17 protein-coding genes are annotated in these 15,446 nt (G+C 63.7%); 3 read left to right on the forward strand and 14 right to left on the reverse strand.

The window, feature by feature from the left end; genetic code table 11:
* Positions 1-441: 441 nt before the first annotated feature.
* The 10 genes from ACF8FB_RS15570 to ccmA are packed head-to-tail and all read right to left on the reverse strand — an operon-like array spanning position 442 to position 7,787.
* Positions 442-858, reverse strand: coding sequence for a hypothetical protein (locus ACF8FB_RS15570; protein WP_003254373.1), 417 nt, complete (start codon positions 856-858; stop codon positions 442-444).
* 12 nt (positions 859-870) lie between these two features.
* Complete coding sequence (gene ccmI, locus ACF8FB_RS15575; protein ID WP_392511535.1) at positions 871-2,067, reverse strand: c-type cytochrome biogenesis protein CcmI; 1,197 nt, start codon at positions 2,065-2,067, stop codon at positions 871-873.
* Positions 2,060-2,536 carry a cytochrome c-type biogenesis protein gene (locus ACF8FB_RS15580; protein WP_392511536.1) on the reverse strand — a complete coding sequence of 159 codons (477 nt, stop codon included), beginning with the start codon at positions 2,534-2,536 and terminating at the stop codon, positions 2,060-2,062. The genes ccmI and ACF8FB_RS15580 overlap by 8 nt, the downstream gene beginning before the upstream one ends.
* The gene (locus ACF8FB_RS15585; RefSeq protein WP_392511537.1) at positions 2,533-3,069 is read right to left on the reverse strand and encodes a DsbE family thiol:disulfide interchange protein; all 537 of its coding nucleotides are present in this window, start codon (positions 3,067-3,069) and stop codon (positions 2,533-2,535) included. The genes ACF8FB_RS15580 and ACF8FB_RS15585 overlap by 4 nt, the downstream gene beginning before the upstream one ends.
* Positions 3,066-5,054 (reverse strand): heme lyase CcmF/NrfE family subunit, encoded by a 1,989-nt coding sequence (locus ACF8FB_RS15590; RefSeq protein ID WP_392511538.1) that lies wholly within the window; start codon positions 5,052-5,054, stop codon positions 3,066-3,068. Before ACF8FB_RS15590 ends, ACF8FB_RS15585 begins: the two co-directional genes overlap by 4 nt.
* Positions 5,051-5,506, reverse strand: a complete 456-nt coding sequence (gene ccmE, locus ACF8FB_RS15595) for a cytochrome c maturation protein CcmE (RefSeq protein WP_003254379.1) — start codon at positions 5,504-5,506, stop codon at positions 5,051-5,053. The genes ACF8FB_RS15590 and ccmE overlap by 4 nt, the downstream gene beginning before the upstream one ends.
* Positions 5,503-5,679, reverse strand: coding sequence for a heme exporter protein CcmD (gene ccmD / locus ACF8FB_RS15600; protein ID WP_003254380.1), 177 nt, complete (start codon positions 5,677-5,679; stop codon positions 5,503-5,505). Before ccmD ends, ccmE begins: the two co-directional genes overlap by 4 nt.
* Positions 5,676-6,443 carry a heme ABC transporter permease gene (locus tag ACF8FB_RS15605; RefSeq protein ID WP_010955058.1) on the reverse strand — a complete coding sequence of 256 codons (768 nt, stop codon included), beginning with the start codon at positions 6,441-6,443 and terminating at the stop codon, positions 5,676-5,678. Before ACF8FB_RS15605 ends, ccmD begins: the two co-directional genes overlap by 4 nt.
* 46 nt (positions 6,444-6,489) lie before the next feature.
* The gene (gene ccmB, locus ACF8FB_RS15610) at positions 6,490-7,158 is read right to left on the reverse strand and encodes a heme exporter protein CcmB (protein WP_012273477.1); all 669 of its coding nucleotides are present in this window, start codon (positions 7,156-7,158) and stop codon (positions 6,490-6,492) included.
* Positions 7,155-7,787 carry a cytochrome c biogenesis heme-transporting ATPase CcmA gene (gene ccmA / locus ACF8FB_RS15615; protein ID WP_003254385.1) on the reverse strand — a complete coding sequence of 211 codons (633 nt, stop codon included), beginning with the start codon at positions 7,785-7,787 and terminating at the stop codon, positions 7,155-7,157. The genes ccmB and ccmA overlap by 4 nt, the downstream gene beginning before the upstream one ends.
* A gap of 170 nt (positions 7,788-7,957) precedes the next feature.
* On the opposite strand from ccmA, the gene ACF8FB_RS15620 reads away from it, so the two are divergent.
* The 3 genes from ACF8FB_RS15620 to ACF8FB_RS15630 all read left to right on the forward strand — a co-directional run bounded on the left by ACF8FB_RS15620 (position 7,958) and on the right by ACF8FB_RS15630 (position 12,629).
* Positions 7,958-9,514 carry a flagellar hook-length control protein FliK gene (locus ACF8FB_RS15620; RefSeq protein ID WP_392511539.1) on the forward strand — a complete coding sequence of 519 codons (1,557 nt, stop codon included), beginning with the start codon at positions 7,958-7,960 and terminating at the stop codon, positions 9,512-9,514.
* Complete coding sequence (locus tag ACF8FB_RS15625; protein ID WP_010955060.1) at positions 9,511-9,849, forward strand: EscU/YscU/HrcU family type III secretion system export apparatus switch protein; 339 nt, start codon at positions 9,511-9,513, stop codon at positions 9,847-9,849. Before ACF8FB_RS15620 ends, ACF8FB_RS15625 begins: the two co-directional genes overlap by 4 nt.
* Positions 9,850-9,917: 68 nt before the next feature.
* Complete coding sequence (locus ACF8FB_RS15630; protein ID WP_392511540.1) at positions 9,918-12,629, forward strand: dermonecrotic toxin domain-containing protein; 2,712 nt, start codon at positions 9,918-9,920, stop codon at positions 12,627-12,629.
* A gap of 107 nt (positions 12,630-12,736) precedes the next feature.
* Here the strand turns inward: ACF8FB_RS15630 and ACF8FB_RS15635 are convergent, their stop codons facing one another.
* Genes ACF8FB_RS15635 through ACF8FB_RS15650 form a run of 4 tightly spaced genes read right to left on the reverse strand, consistent with a single transcriptional unit; the run spans position 12,737 to position 15,339 of the window.
* On the reverse strand, positions 12,737-13,132 hold the full coding sequence (locus ACF8FB_RS15635) for a DUF2802 domain-containing protein (protein ID WP_010955062.1): 396 nt from the start codon (positions 13,130-13,132) through the stop codon (positions 12,737-12,739).
* A gap of 1 nt (position 13,133) precedes the next feature.
* On the reverse strand, positions 13,134-13,613 hold the full coding sequence (locus ACF8FB_RS15640) for a chemotaxis protein CheW (RefSeq protein ID WP_003254393.1): 480 nt from the start codon (positions 13,611-13,613) through the stop codon (positions 13,134-13,136).
* Positions 13,614-13,654: 41 nt separating this feature from the next.
* Positions 13,655-14,551: a CheW domain-containing protein gene (locus tag ACF8FB_RS15645; RefSeq protein ID WP_012051648.1), complete on the reverse strand. Its 897-nt coding sequence runs from the start codon at positions 14,549-14,551 to the stop codon at positions 13,655-13,657.
* Complete coding sequence (locus ACF8FB_RS15650; protein ID WP_010955064.1) at positions 14,551-15,339, reverse strand: ParA family protein; 789 nt, start codon at positions 15,337-15,339, stop codon at positions 14,551-14,553. Before ACF8FB_RS15650 ends, ACF8FB_RS15645 begins: the two co-directional genes overlap by 1 nt.
* Positions 15,340-15,446 lie beyond the last annotated feature (107 nt).

The raw sequence follows: 15,446 nt of genomic DNA on the forward strand, positions 1-15,446 counted from the left end.
GGACGGTTCGCTGAGTCAAAACAGACGAGTTCGCATCTTGCTTCTTGCTTCTTGCTTCTTGCTTCTTGGATGTGGGCATCCACATCGCGTAGGTATTCATTCGCGCAGGGGGCGCATAGTCACCTTTCCGCCCTTACGGCGGGTCACTTTTTGTCAAACGCGACAAAAAGTAACCAAAAAACGCTGGCTCCTATCATCCGGCCCCTGCGCTACGCTCCGGGGTTCCCTCGCTACGGTCTTGCTCCCGGGAGTACGCGCTGCAGGCCCCATCCATGGGGCCTCAGCGCTTGACGGGCATCCATGCCCGTCACCTCCCTTCGCAAGCCCTGCGCTCGGCCTTCTGAAGTCGCAATCTGCGTCGCCTGAACTACCGCGCGCTTACAAGCAAAAGCAGAAGCAGAAGCAGAAGCAGAAGCAGCAGAAGCAGATACAGAAACAGTGTTACTGTGCGAACGCCCGCCCTAACCCACCTGGTACACCACTGCTGTCAGTTTCCTGCCAAGGCCCATTCGGGCTCAACGACCAGCTCCAGCCGTTATCAAACCGATAGTAGGTACGCTGCCGGTAGAAGGTATTGGGCTGCTTCTCCAATACATATACACCCAGCTTGGGATCCCAGTGGCTTGCCCCGCCAGGCGGTGGCGCAAAGCTGGCCGAGGTACGCGGCATGGGCTTGGGTATCGCCGCCGGCTTGCTCGGCGAAGTGGCAGGCTGCCTGCCCGGCAAGGGCTTGACCACCGGCCCCGACGGCGGCACACGCTCGATCGGTGGCGCGGGCTGCTCGTACGGCTCATGCACCGTACACGCAGACAAACCCAAGGCCAGGGTAATCAGGGTCAGGCGGACGGTGCTGTGCATGGCATTGCTCTCTTACTGGTCTGGAGTGTCGATGGTCAGGCGCTGGGTAGCCTGGGTGGCGCTAGACAACGGAGCACCCCGGCCAACCCACTCACCCTGGGTAGGCTGACCCGCGCGTGAAACACGTGCAACCAGTTGGACTTCGGCATACTGCGACAGTTTCATCTGCGGCATCATCGCATCAGCATCAGACAACTCCACCTCGATCGGCAACTGCGCCACGGTCACCCGCTTGGCCGCCAGCGGCATCGGCGGGCCATTGCTGGCGCGAGCGAAGATAAACACCGTGTCGTCCGGCTGAACCTTGTCCTTCAAGGCAGCCGCCAGTTCCACCCGCACTTTCAGGCGAGCCGCCACAGGTGCAGGCTCGGTCGCCTCTGCTGGCACCCCACCCAGGCGCTCGGCGGCGCGGTCGATACCACCCTGCAACGCCGCTCGCGATGCATCACCTTCTGGCAACTGCGCCAGCAAACGCTTCCAGTAGTCGATGGCTTCCTGATAACGCTCGCCTTCAAACGCAGCAATACCGCGCAGGCCCAGGCTGGTCACCTCGTTGGGGTCAGCCTTCAACGCTTCGTCAGTCAGCGCCTGCAATTGCGGGCTCCACTGCTTGTTGGCGGCAAAGTACTGGGCCTGGGCCCACTGCCCCAGCAGCTCGGGCTGGCGGCCAGCCAAGGCCACGGCCCGTTCGAACGTACGCGCGGCATCGGCCGGGCGCTGCTCGGCCATGTAGGCCCGGCCAAGGAAATACATGGCCTCGGCCGAATCCGGCTGGGCCTGCACCACGCGTTCAAGGCGCGTAGTCATTTCCTCCATCGACTTGGGTGCCTCGGCAAACTCCTGGGTCAGCGCCACCTTGTCGGCCGCCCCAAAATGCAGGTACAGCCCCAGCGCCATCAGCGGCACCAGTACCGCAGCCAGCAGCGGCAGGGCCTTGCCCAAATGCCCCTGGCGCGGGGCCTCGGCACCTTCGGTATCGGCCAGCAGCTCGCGGGCAGCCTCGTCCCGGCCCTTGGCCATCTGCGCCTCATCGAGCACACCGGCGGCTTGCTGGGCCGCCAGTTCGGCGACACGTTCCTGATAAAGGGCCACGTTCAAGGCCGTGCGGTCTTCTTCCTGCTGGCGACGGCGGCCACGCAGGATCGGGAGCAGCAAAAAGCTGAGGGCAGCGAGCAGCAGAAGGCCCGCGCTAAGCCAGAATTCAATCATGGGTCTGTTCTTTTTCCAGCAGTTTGGCGAGACGCTCGCGTTCTTCGGCAGACAACTCATCGGCGCCCTGCACGGCCGTAGCACGGCGCCGGCGTACGATCACCGCCAGCACCACGAAGCCACCGGCCAGCAAGATCCCCGGGCCAAACCACAGCAGCCAGGTACGCCCGCTGAGCGCCGGCTTGTAGCGCACGAAGTCGCCATAGCGGTCGACCATGAAATCGATGATCTGCTGGTTGCTCTGGCCTTCGCCAAGCATGCGGAAGATTTCTCGACGCAGGTCGGCAGCAATCGGCGCGTTGGAGTCGGCAATATCCTGGTTCTGGCACTTGGGGCAGCGCAGTTCCTTGGTCAACTGTTGGTAACGCTCGCGCTCTGCCTCGTCGCGAAACTGGTAGGTGTCGATAGCCGCCTTGGCCACACCGGCCAGGGTCAGGCCCAGCACCGCAGCTGCCAGCCAGCGCCTCATGGCTTGGCCTCGTCGATCAGGCCCTGGTACAACGGCGCCAGCTGTTCACGCCAGACCGTGGCATCGATGATGCCGACGTGCTTGTAGCGGATGATGCCCTTGGCATCGATCAGGAAGGTTTCCGGCGCCCCATACACCCCAAGGTCCAGGCCCAGACTGCCCTGTTCGTCACGAATATCCAGCTGATAGGGGTTGTGGAACTCGGCCAACCACTTCTGCGCGGCGGCGTTGTCATCCTTGTAGTTGACCCCATGGATCACCACACCCTGCTGTGCCAGCTGGTTCAGGTACGGGTGCTCGACCTTGCACGACGGGCACCAGGTGGCCCACACGTTGACCAGTGCCGGGCGCCCCTGCAAGTCGGCCTGAGTCAGGGTGCGGTCCCCCTGTGTCGACGCCAGGGAAAACGCCGGGAACGGTTTGCCGATCATTGCCGAAGGCAGCTCGTCGGGCTTGAGGAAAAGCCCCTTGTAGAGGAACACCGCCACCAGCAGGAACACTGCAAGGGGCACTACCATGATCCAACGCTTCATGCAGCTGCTCCAGACACGCCCAGGACATCACGCACCCGGGTCTTGACCTTGACGCGGTAGCGCCGGTCGAGGGCCGCCAGCAACCCGCCCAGGCCGGTCAGCAGACCGCCCAGCCAGATCCAGCGGACGTAAGGCTTAATATGTACGCGCACAGCCCAGGCGCCATTCTCCAGTGGCTCGCCAAGCGCGACGTACAGGTCGCGGGTAAAGCCGGCGTCGATGCCTGCTTCGGTCATCATCGACTGCTGCACGGTGTACAGGCGTTTCTCCGGGTACAGTGTGGTCACTTCACGGCCCTCGCGGCTGACCACGATGGTGCCCTTGTCAGAGATGAAGTTCGGCCCCTCGAAGTGCTTGGCGCCCTGGAACAGGAAGTGGTAGCCACCCAGCTCCACGCTTTCGCCCGGCACCATGCGCAGGTCACGCTCGGCGCTGTTGTTGCTGGACAACACCACGCCCAGCGCACAAACCGCCAGGCCCAGGTGCGCCAGTTGCATGCCCCAGTAGCTGCGGCCCAGGCCCGGCAGGCCTTTGACCAGGCCCTTGTGGCGGGTCTTGTCGAAAATGTCACGCAGCCCGCCAAGCACCACCCAGGCGGCCAGGGCGAAGGCCGTCAGCGTCGGCCAATCGAAGTCGTCGACGATAAAGCCGGCAACCGGGGCAAGGATGGCACTGCCGATCAATACCGGGGTCATCATGCTGGCCAGCCATTTGCCTGGGGTGTCCTTCCAGCGCACCACCACGCCCACGCTCAGCACCACCATCAGCAGCGCCATCAGCGGCAGGAACAAGGCGTCGAAATAGGGCGGGCCGACCGACAGCTTGGCCCCGGTCAGGGCATCGAGCACCAATGGGTACAGGGTACCGAGCAGAATCATCGAAGCCGCGACCACCAGCACCAGGTTGTTGGCCAGCAGCAGCGTTTCACGCGACCACAGGGCGAAACCGACCTGGCTCTTGACCACCGGTGCGCGCAGGGCGAACAGGGTGAGCGAGCCGCCGACCACGAACAGCAGGAAAAACAGGATGAAAATACCCCGCGACGGGTCGGCGGCAAACGCGTGCACCGAGGTCAGCACTCCGGAACGCACCAGGAAGGTACCCAGCAGGCTCAGGGAGAATGCGGCAATTGCCAGCAGCACGGTCCAGCTCTTGAACACCCCGCGTTTCTCGGTCACCGCCAGCGAGTGGATCAGTGCGGTGCCCACCAGCCAAGGCATGAACGAGGCGTTTTCCACCGGGTCCCAGAACCACCAGCCACCCCAGCCCAGTTCGTAGTAGGCCCACCACGACCCCAAGGTGATGCCAACACCCAGGAACGCCCAGGCGACGATGGTCCACGGCCGAGACCAGCGCGCCCAGGCAGCGTCCAGCCGGCCGCCGAGCAAGGCGGCAATCGCGAACGCGAAGGCCACCGAGAAGCCCACGTAGCCCATGTACAGCATCGGCGGATGCACGATCAGGCCAAAGTCCTGCAACAGCGGGTTGAGGTCACGGCCATCGGTCGGCACCTGCGGCAGCAGGCGCTGGAACGGGTTGGAAGTAATGATCAGGAAGCTCAGGAAGCCCACGCTGATCATGCCCATTACTGCCAGCACGCGGGCCAGCATCACCTGCGGCAACTGCCGGGAGAACACCGACACGGCAAAGGTCCAGCCGCCGAGGATCAGCGCCCAAAGCAGCAACGAACCCTCATGGGCGCCCCACACCGCACTGAACTTGTAGTACCAGGGCAAGGCGCTGTTGGAGTTGCTGGCCACATAGGCGACCGAGAAATTGTCTGTCATGAAGGCATGGGTCAGGCAGGCAAAGGCAAACGCCAGGAAGGCGAACTGCCCCCACGCTGCCGGCCGCGCCAGGCTCATCCACAGGCTGTCGCCACGCCACGCGCCAAGCAACGGCACACTGGCCTGTACGACGGCAAAGCAGATGGCCAGAATCATCGCCAACTGGCCCAGTTCGGGGACTACCAGTGCTGCGTTCATGGCTTCGTCTCCCCGCCGGCAGCGGCCTGGCCGCTTTCCTTCAGGGCCTTGGTGACTTCGGGCGGCATGTATTTCTCGTCGTGCTTGGCCAGCACTTCATCGGCTACCACCACACCGTCGGCATTGAGCTTGCCAAGGGCGACGATGCCCTGCCCTTCGCGGAACAGGTCGGGGAGGATGCCGCGGTAGGTGATGGGTACCGACTTGTTGAAGTCGGTTACCACGAAACGCACGTCCAGCGAGTCGGCCGAACGCTGCACCGAGCCTTTCTCCACCATGCCGCCGGCGCGGATGCGCGTGTCCAGCGGGGCTTCGCCGTTGGCGATCTGGGTCGGTGTATAGAACAGGTTGATGTTCTGCTGCAATGCGCTCAAGGCAAAGCCGACGGCAACCCCGACGCCGACCAGCAGGCCGACGATGAGCAACAGGCGTTTCTTGCGCTGCGGATTCACTGGTTGTTCTCCCGGCGCAAACGGCGCGCCTCTTCTTGCAAATAGCGACGACGGGCCAGCAGTGGCGCACCGACATTCAGCGCCAGCACCGCCAGGCAGATGCCATAGGCCGACCACACGTACAGGCCATGGTGGCCCATGGCGAGAAAGTCACCGAAGGTGGCAAAGCTCATTGTGCGGCCCTCCGCCCCAAGCTGTTCAATACTTCGTCCCTGACCCAACTGGCGCGTGCTTCGCGCTTGAGCACTTCAAGGCGCATGCGCAGCAGCAGTACGGCGCCGAAGAAACAGTAGAAACCCAGCGCCGTGCACAACAGCGGCAGCCACATTTCGGCCGGCATCGCCGGCTTTTCGGTAAGGGTGAAGGTGGCCCCCTGGTGCAGGGTGTTCCACCACTCCACCGAATACTTGATGATCGGGATATTCACCACACCGACAATCGCAAGCACCGCACAGGCCTTGGCTGCACTGTCACGATTACTGATCGCCTGGCCCAGCGCAATAATGCCGAAGTACAGGAACAGCAGGATGAGCATGGACGTAAGGCGGGCATCCCACACCCACCAGCTGCCCCAGGTCGGCTTGCCCCAGATGGCGCCGGTAACCAGCGCCACGGCGGTCATCCAGGCGCCAATGGGCGCGGCACACTGCAGGGCGACGTCGGCCAGTTTCATCTTCCACACCAGCCCCACCACCCCGGCCACCGCCAGCAGCACATAGCAGGACTGCGCCAGCATCGCCGCCGGCACATGGATATAGATGATGCGGAAGCTGTTGCCCTGCTGGTAGTCCTGGGGGGCGAAGGCCAGGCCCCAGGTGATGCCGACCAGCAGCAGGAGCACGGCAGCACCGGCCAGCCACGGCAGCATGCGGCCGCTGATGGCATAGAACCATTTCGGGGAGCCCAGCTTGTGGAACCACGTCCAGCTTATTTTCATCAGGGTACATCCAGGGTATTTGCCGGGCTTGAGAGCCCGGGACTCGTTATTCGCCGACGCTGATCTTCAGGCCGGCCGCTATCGCAAAGGGTGCCAGGGTAACGGCCAGGGCCGTCAGGCTGGCGAGCCAGAGCAGATGGCCGGTTGCCGGCATATTTTGCAACGCCGCTTGCAACGCACCACTGCCCAGGATCAATACAGGGATATACAACGGCAGAATCAGCAACGCCAGTAACAAACCTCCGCGTTTAAGGCCGACGGTCAGTGCCGCACCTACCGCGCCCAGCAAGCTCAATACCGGCGTACCCAGCAGCAGCGAACCGAGCAGCACCGGCAGGCAATGGCTTGGCAGCCCCAGCATCAGTGCCAGCAGTGGCGCCAACAATACCAGCGCCAGCCCGGAAAAGATCCAGTGCGCCAGCACCTTGGCCAGCACCAGCAGCGCCAGTGGGTGCGGCGATAGCACCCATTGCTCCAGCGAGCCGTCTTCGAAATCGCTGCGGAACAGGCCGTCCAGCGACAACAGCACGGCCAGCAACGCTGCCACCCAGACCAGGCCCGGCGACAAGGTTTGCAACAATTGGCTTTCCGGGCCGACCGCCAGCGGGAACAGGGCCACGACGATGGCGAAGAACACCAACGGGTTGGCCAGTTCGGCCGGTCGACGGAACAGCAGGCGCGCTTCGCGGCGCAGCAGCAAAATGAATACGCTCATGCAGCCCATTGCCCCAGGTTCAGTTCTCGGTAACCGGAGGGCTTGCGTTCCAGTGTGTGGTGAGTCGTCAGCACCACCGTGCCGCCCTGCTCGCAGTGGGCTGCCAGGTGCGCTTCAAGCTGCGCCACGCCTTGCTTGTCCAGCGCGGTGAACGGCTCGTCGAGAATCCATAGCGGCGGGCAAGCCAGGTGCAGCCGGGCCAGCGCCACGCGGCGCTGCTGGCCGGCCGACAGGGTATGGCAGGGGACGTCTTCGAAACCGCGCAGGCCGACAGCCTCCAGCGCCGCCCAGATCGCCTCGCGGCTGGCCGGCTGGTGCAAGGCGCACAGCCAGGTGAGATTCTCCTCGGCGGTGAGCAAGTCCTTGATGCCGGCGGCGTGGCCAATCCACAGCAGGGCGCTGGCCAGGGCATGACGCTGCTCTGCCAGTGGCTTGCCACCCAGCAGAATCTGCCCGGCCGTCGGCTGCATCAGCCCGGCCAACAGGCGCAACAGGCTGGTCTTGCCGCTGCCGTTGGGGCCACTGATCTGCAGCATGTCGCCGGCGCCCAGCTCGAAATCGAGCTGTTCGAACAGCAGGCGCCAGTCGCGCTCGCAGGCCAGGCCTGCGGCTTGGAGGTGAAGGGTCACGGTTTCGCCTTATCTTCAGTAGGGCTTTGAAGCAGCCAACACCGCTCCAGAACCCTTGTGTCTCAAGTCGCCCCGCGCGCTGCCGTTATACTGGCAACCACAGGCGCGCGGCATTATTACACGCGCCGCCGCGCTGCCAAGAGGCCGGGCTCGACAGGTTGTATACAATCATGACTGAAATCAATAGTCTCGGCGCACAAACCGCGATCAACAGCCAAGCCATGAAGGCGGGCATGACCGGCGATCTGCTGCGCCTGATCCAGGCGCAGCCTGGGTTGCTGGCTCCTGGCGAAACCGCGCAAGCCGAGGTTTTATCGTTGCGTCAGACGGGCCAGGACTTTCAGCTGGTGCTACGGCTGATGCAGGCCAACGGCGTGCAGACCCAGCTTCAGGCCAACGCCAGCCAGCCGCTGCCACAAGGCAGCCAGATCACCGTCAGTCAGACCGAAAGCAACCGCCTGGCGATCATGCTGCAACAGGCCAGCGCCAGCCAGGTCGCCACCCTCACCCAGCTGGACACCAGCAAGGTGCCGGTCGGCACCTTGCTGCAAGGCAAGGTCCTGACCAACCAGCTGCTGGCCCAGGCACCCGGCCAACCGGCCGTGTACCGGGCGCTGGTCAGCCTGCTCAACAGCAACCAGGCCGGTGCCACGCTGAGCATCGACAGCCCGCGCCCGCTGGCCATTGGCAGCCTGCTCAGCGCCCTGGTGCAGGGTGATCAGTCATTGCGCTTCGTGCCGCTCAGCGGCAGGCAGGACCAACTCAGCATTGCCCAACAGCTGCTGACCCAGCAAAACCGCCAAGCCTCGCTACCCGGCCTGCTCAACGCCCTGCAACAGCTCACCCGCGACCCAGGCGTCGATGGCGACCTGCGCGCCAGCGCCGAACGCCTGCTGGCAAGCCTGCCGGACGCCCGACAACTGGGCGACGCCAAGGCAGTGGCCCAGGCCCTGAACAACAGCGGCAGCTTTCTCGAAGCGAAGCTGCTGAGTGGGTCCACCGCCAGCGTCGCCACCGACCTCAAGGCGCATTTGCTGCGGCTGATGGCCCAGGCCCCTGCCCTCCCGGCAAGCACTGCCAATCTCAACCCCGCCAGCCTGGCCGTGACTATGCCGGCTTTGGCGCGCAGCGCACTGGGCATGCTCGAGCGGGTCAGCCCCAAGCCGCAGCCGGGCGCGTTCCCATTACCGTCGCGCCTGCTCAAGGCCATGGAAGAGGAAGGCGACCTGCAACAGCTGCTGCGCCTGGCTGCCGCTGCCGTTTCACGCTTGCAGAGCCACGCCATGAGCAGCCTGCAACAAACCGGCACGCTGGAAAACGGCAACCTGCAGACCACCTGGCAAACTGAAGTGCCGATCCGCCACGGCCAGGACTTCATCCCGCTGCAAGTCAAACTGCAGCGCGAAGAAACCCCACAACAACAGGCCGACCGCCAACATGAAGCCCAAGACCCTCGACAAGCCCTGTGGCGCATCGAGCTGGCCTTCGACCTGTCCCCGCTCGGCCCCCTGCAAGTGCAGGCACAACTGAGCGAGGGCCGCCTGAGCGGGCAGCTATGGGCGGAGCGTGAGCAGACCGCGCGGTTGATCGACACCCAGCTTGGCGCGCTGCGCGCGCGCCTGCTGGCCCGGGGCCTGGAAGTCGGCGACCTGGAGTGCCACCCGGGCATCCCGCCGCAGGGGCCACGCACACGGATGGAACAACGCTGGGTGGACGAAACCGCATGAACGATACGACACCACGCCAAGCCATAGCGCTGAACTACGACGGCCATCAGGCACCGACCCTCACCGCCAAGGGCGACGAGGACCTGGCCGAGGCCATCCTTGCGCTCGCCCGCGAACACGAAGTGCCGATCTACGAAAACGCCGAGCTGGTGCGGCTGCTGGCGCGGCTGGAGCTGGGCGAGCAAATACCCGAGGCGCTGTACCTGACCATTGCCGAGATCATCGCCTTCGCCTGGCACCTGCGCGGCAAGGTACCCGCCGGCTTCGATGATCCGGGCCCGGCAGAGCGCGATATCACCCCACCATTGCCCCCGCTGCCCGGCACTGGCCAGTAACTATCTACCACCCCCTCCGCCTCCATGCGCCCAACCTTGTCGGCCTCCCACGTACAAGGTGTACCGTCATGATCGACAGCAGAATCAACGCCAAAGGCGTGCAGTTCGTAGTAGACCATCTGGCCAACATCCCTCGCCCGGACCGCGAAGCCCATCGCTTGATCCGGCAGTGGCTTGCCGGGCAAGGTGTGCATATCGACCCCGATCGCGTCGATGTGGTCACCCTGCACTACCGGCCGGATGACCAAGGGTATGTGGCAGCGGTCCAGCAGACCCAGAGCATGACCCAGGCGCTGCTGGGCAACTGGCAAGGGGAGTCCGATAACAACCTCATCGGCGCACTGTTCGCCAACCCTTGGGCAGGCACCTTCCCCCAAGGGCCGTTGAAGCTGGTCGATCGCCTGCCAACGCTGGGCTTTGGCCATCAGGGCGCCGCCTTCGAGGTGTATAACGGCCTGTTCCAGCGATCGTCCCCCGCCCGTTACGATGCCTCGACCCACATTCAGGTTCCGGCTGAAGCCTTCCAGCGGTTCATCGAAGCGCTGGACTTTCACCAGCCGTTCAAAGTCATGCTCGACGCTTACTGGCAGGAGCATCAGGACACTCACCGCCTGGCCAGCAAGCTCAATTTCATCGCCGCCTGCAACGCCCAGGTCAGCCAGGGGCGCCTGAGCAATGCTGCCAGGGAGCTGGCATGGCAAGCCGCCGGCATGATGCCGCAGCGCTTCAAGATACGGGTGAGCACGCTGAGCATCTATGGCTATGCGGCCACCGACCTGCTGTACATCAATGCCCCCCACAGCGATCTGACCCTGCTGTACATGCCAGGTAACAGCTCGCCCTTGCTCGAATTCGCCAGCGAGAACCTGCTCAAGGACTGGGTGGGCGATCAGTGCAAGGACCCCGCCCGACGCGAAGCGCTAAAGCAACACTTCAGGCTCGCCGACCGTCCCCAGGGCCTGGATTTCAGTGGCCTGGACACCGCGCTCGAGGGCCTTGGCGACTATCCGGACCGGCACCGGCTGCCGCCTGAACACGGTTATTTCAACGATGATGGCGTCTGGCCCCCCAGAACCTACGTGAACTACAAACCTGGCAAATACAACCCCAAACTGACCGGGGATATGTTCGCAGCCCTGACCGAGCGCCAGCGCCAGCGCAGCTATGACGATGCCGATTTTGTCATCACCACCGACAGCCAGGTTACCAAAGCCAAATGGCGAGGCTACCTCACCAATACGCTCAACCTGCTAGCGCCACTGTGCCTGGTGGTGCCGGGGCTGGCGCCACTGCTGGCGCTCGGTGGCATTGCCCAGTTGGGCCTGGGCCTGGATCAGGTGATCAACGGCCACAGCCTGAAAGCCAAACAGGAGGGGGTGGGCGACATCGCCTGGGGGCTGTTCAACGCCGTACCGCTGGCAACGGAGGGCACAGCAGGCATCAAGGCCCTGTTCGAGTTCAAAAGCGATGGTTTTGTCATGCCGCGCGAGGTCAACGGGCAGCTCGGCTATCCGCTAAGCCCGACCAGCCCACCGCGGCTTCCAGAGCCAGAAGGCGCGGAGTACTTCCACCACCACGAGCCGATTACACCGCTTGACGAAGGCGACCCGGCTGTTGCCGGCGCGGTGATACGCTTGCCACACTACGATGGCGAACTGGACGACCTGGAATGCAGCATCGAAACCTACAATGCACGCGTGGTCTATGACCTGGAGCACGACGCATTCATCATCAAGGAAACCGTCAACGAGGTCGAGCCGCAAGCCTACATCGCAGTGCCTGGCAGCCGTGACCTTGTGGCGCTCGACAGGCAGCGCCCAGTCACCGACGCCATGCGCACCCGAACCTTGCGCGCGCTGGGTGTCGACCTGCCACTGCCAGTCACCATTCCGACACCGGCCCCGGACAGCGCCCCCATCCCCAAACTTATCTCCAGCCTCTGGGTCGGCGACAAAGTCATTAGCGAGCCATTGCTGGCCAACCTTGCCGCCAACGCCGCGCGCCTGAGCGACAGTGAATACAGCATGCGCCTGTTTCTGTCGAAGGCTTCGCCTACCGCTTACGAACAGAACGCAAGGCTATTGGCAGCCCGGGCCCCAGGGCTGCAGGTATTGCCGCTTGAAGAGCAAGGCTTCTTCCGGGCCTTCTGCCAGAGCCGCTATTACGCGCAGTACGAGGCAGCGCTGGATGGCAACGGTGGCATCGCCACCAATTACGCGTCTGCGACCGATGTGCTGCGCTACCGGATGCTGCACCATGAGGGTGGGCTGTACATGGACGTGGACGACTTCCTGCTGCCGGACGGCAAGGGCGAAACGATCGATCAGGTCGAGCTGCGCACCCCACCCGATGGGCTGCTGCTGCCACCGCCGATGTCCAACGAGAAAATGAGCATGAATTGCCTGTACAACACCAGCCTCATTGGTAGCCACCCAGGCAACCCACTGCTGGATGCGATCTCCGATGAAATGCTCGCACGTTTCCAGACCCATGCAGACTTCTACGAAAGCCGACCGAGCCTGGAACAGGACCCGAGCGGTTTCTACCGCTATGCCAACACGCTCAGCTACCTCACCGGGCCGGCACTGCTCACTGAAGTGGTCGATCGCCATCTACCCGGGTTGCGGACCCTGCGCCAGATCATCAACCTGCACACCATGCCACGCGTCAACACCTATCCATTCATCAACCCTTCGCAAGCCAATACAGCCCTGAAGCAACTGCTGCCCCTGAACCGGTTCGCCGGCGTGGGCGGCAATCACTCCTGGGTTCGCAATTGAAATGAACAGCGGGTACTGAACGAGCCTGGCGACACCTTTCAGATCGAGCGGAGCATGGGGCGCCGCTCGATTTCCCATGCGACGAACCTGCTGCCGAGGGTACCCCGTCAAGGAGCCCGGTACACCTTGCTCATCAACTCCGCCTCGGCCTGGGTCAGGCCGCAGCTCTGGGTCAACTCATCGATACTCGCCCCCATCCCCACCAGCTTGGCCGCCTGGCTGAAAGTTACGTTGCTGGGGTCGCGCTGCTCGAGGCGTTCCAGCCGGTCCGGCAGGGTGGCCACCGCCGCACGCAGCTCATGGATGGCCTCACCCATGCGCACCGTGCCGTTCTGGTAGTCATCCAGACGCTTGGCCAAGTCCTTGATGCGCTGGTCACGCAGCGCATCCCCCTCGGCCTGCTGCGCAGCCAGCTCGCGCTGGCGCTTGCTGTAGTTGAGGAAAAACCACAGGCTCAGCGCCCAGGCCAGCGCCAGGAAGATGACAGCAACCTCTAGGATCAACTCAGATGTTCTCCAGCTCGGACCACTCTTCCTCGGTCATCATCTTGTCCAGTTCGACCAGGATCAGCAGTTCGCCATTCTTGTTGCACACGCCTTGAATGAACTTGGCCGACTCTTCGTTACCCACGTTCGGCGCGGTTTCGATTTCGGACTGGCGCAGGTAAACCACTTCGGCCACGCTGTCGACCAGGATGCCGACCACTTGCTTGTCGGCTTCGATGATGACGATACGGGTGTTGTCGGTCACTTCGGTCGGCATCAGGCCAAAACGCTGACGCGTGTCGATCACCGTCACCACGTTGCCGCGCAAGTTGATGATGCCCAGCACGTAGCTCGGCGCACCCGGTACCGGGGCAATCTCGGTGTAGCGCAGGACTTCCTGCACCTGCATGACATTGATGCCGTAGGACTCGTTGTCCAGACGGAAGGTAACCCACTGCAGGATCGGATCTTCGGAACCTTGTGCAGACGACTTTTTCATTCCCCTACCCTCAAAATCCGCCGTTGGCGGTATGTTCTGTGTCATTTCTGTTTGGCGTGCATCTGCTTGACCGCACCGCTGGCGATCAGCTCGGCCAGTGCGGCGACGTCGAGCAGTGCGCACATGTGTTCGATTACGGTGCCGGCCAGCCACGGGCGCTGGCCACGCTGGCTGCGCCACTTGATCTCCGACGGGTCCAGGCGCAGCGAGCGGCTGACCTGATGCACCGCCAGCCCCCATTCATAGCCCTGAACCGAAATCACGTATTGCAGGCCCTGGCGAAAATCATCGCGGTAGCGGTCGGGCATTACCCAACGCGCAGTGTCCAGCACCTTCAGGTTGCCGGCCTGGCAGGTCAGGATGCCGAGGAACCAGTCGGGCTGGCCGAACAGTGGCGTCAGCTCCTGGCCAGCCAGGGTGTAGATCGAGCCCAGGCACACCAACGGCACCGCCAGGGTCAGGCCGGCAACGTCGAACAGCAGGCATTCGAACGGCTCGGCCGCCCACACCGGACGACCGTCGACAGTGGCCGGGGGCACGGGCAGGTTGGGTGCCGGCAGATGCACATCGACCAGCGGCACAGCCGGTTCCACGGTTTGTTCTTCGACCAGTACCGGGATGCTGGCTTCGGCCACGACCTCCTGCTCGACCACCGTCACCACCGGGGCTTCCACCGGCATCACGCTGGGCAGTACCGCCAGCCGGGGTTCGGCGAACGGCCGCGGGGCAAAGCTGGCGGCGGCGGCTTCGGCGGGCTCAGGCCGGGCTGGCTGTCGGGCATCGCGTGCCTGCTCCTCGCGCACCGCCTCGGCGAACTCATCCGCCACTGCCGGCTGCTCGCTCAGGTCTTCGGCCTCGGTGGCCTCCTGCAGCAGGCCGTCCAGGTACGATTGCAGGGCCATCTGGGGCCGGGTGCTGGTTTGCCGGGTTTGAGTCATCAGGCTACCTGCACTGCGTTCTTGTAGGTGAGCAGGTGCTTGAGCAGCGCCCTGTAGGCGATCAACCCACGGCTCTTGCTGTCGAACTGCGAAGGCGTGACGCCCTTGCGACTGGCATCGCGCAGGCGCGTATCCACCGGAATGTAGCCCTGCCATACATGCTGCCCGTAGGTGTCACGCAGCAGCTTGAGGGTGCCCAGCGACGCCTGGGTACGACGGTCGAACAGGGTCGGTACGATCTGGTACGGCAGCGCCTGCTTGCGCGAACGGTTGACCATGGCCAAGGTGCCGACCATGCGTTCCAGGCCCTTCACCGCAAGGAATTCGGTTTGCACCGGGATCACCAGCTGCTGGCTGGCGGCCAGGGCATTGACCATCAGCACACCCAGCAAGGGTGGGCTGTCGATCAGGGCATAGTCGAAATCCTGCCACAGCTGCGCCAGACTCTTGGCGATTACCAGGCCCAGGCCATTCTGCCCTGGCGACTGGCGCTCCAGCACCGCCAGGGCGGTACTCGACGGCAACAGCGAAATGCGCTCATCGCTGGTGGGCAGCAGCAGTTGCCCGGGCAAGCCTTCGGGCACCGTGCCCTTGTGCAGGAACAGGTCGTAGCAGCTGTGCTCCAGGGCATCCGGGTTGTGCCCGAAGTAGCTGGTCATCGAGCCGTGCGGGTCGAGGTCGACGACGACCACGCGCTTGCCGGCCTCGGCCAGCAGGCCGGCCAGGGCAATGGTAGTGGTGGTCTTGCCGACACCACCTTTTTGATTGGCTACTGCCCAGACTCTCATCAAGCAAACTCTATCTATTGATTTGGCAGGGACACTGCCTTGCTCAAAATTCGAAAGCTCGCGCAATCAATGTAGGAGCGGGTTTACCCGCGAACACCGGTGCAACC

This window comes from Pseudomonas sp. yb_2 (assembly GCF_043103905.1).
Classification (GTDB): Bacteria; Pseudomonadota; Gammaproteobacteria; order Pseudomonadales; family Pseudomonadaceae; genus Aquipseudomonas; species Aquipseudomonas alloputida.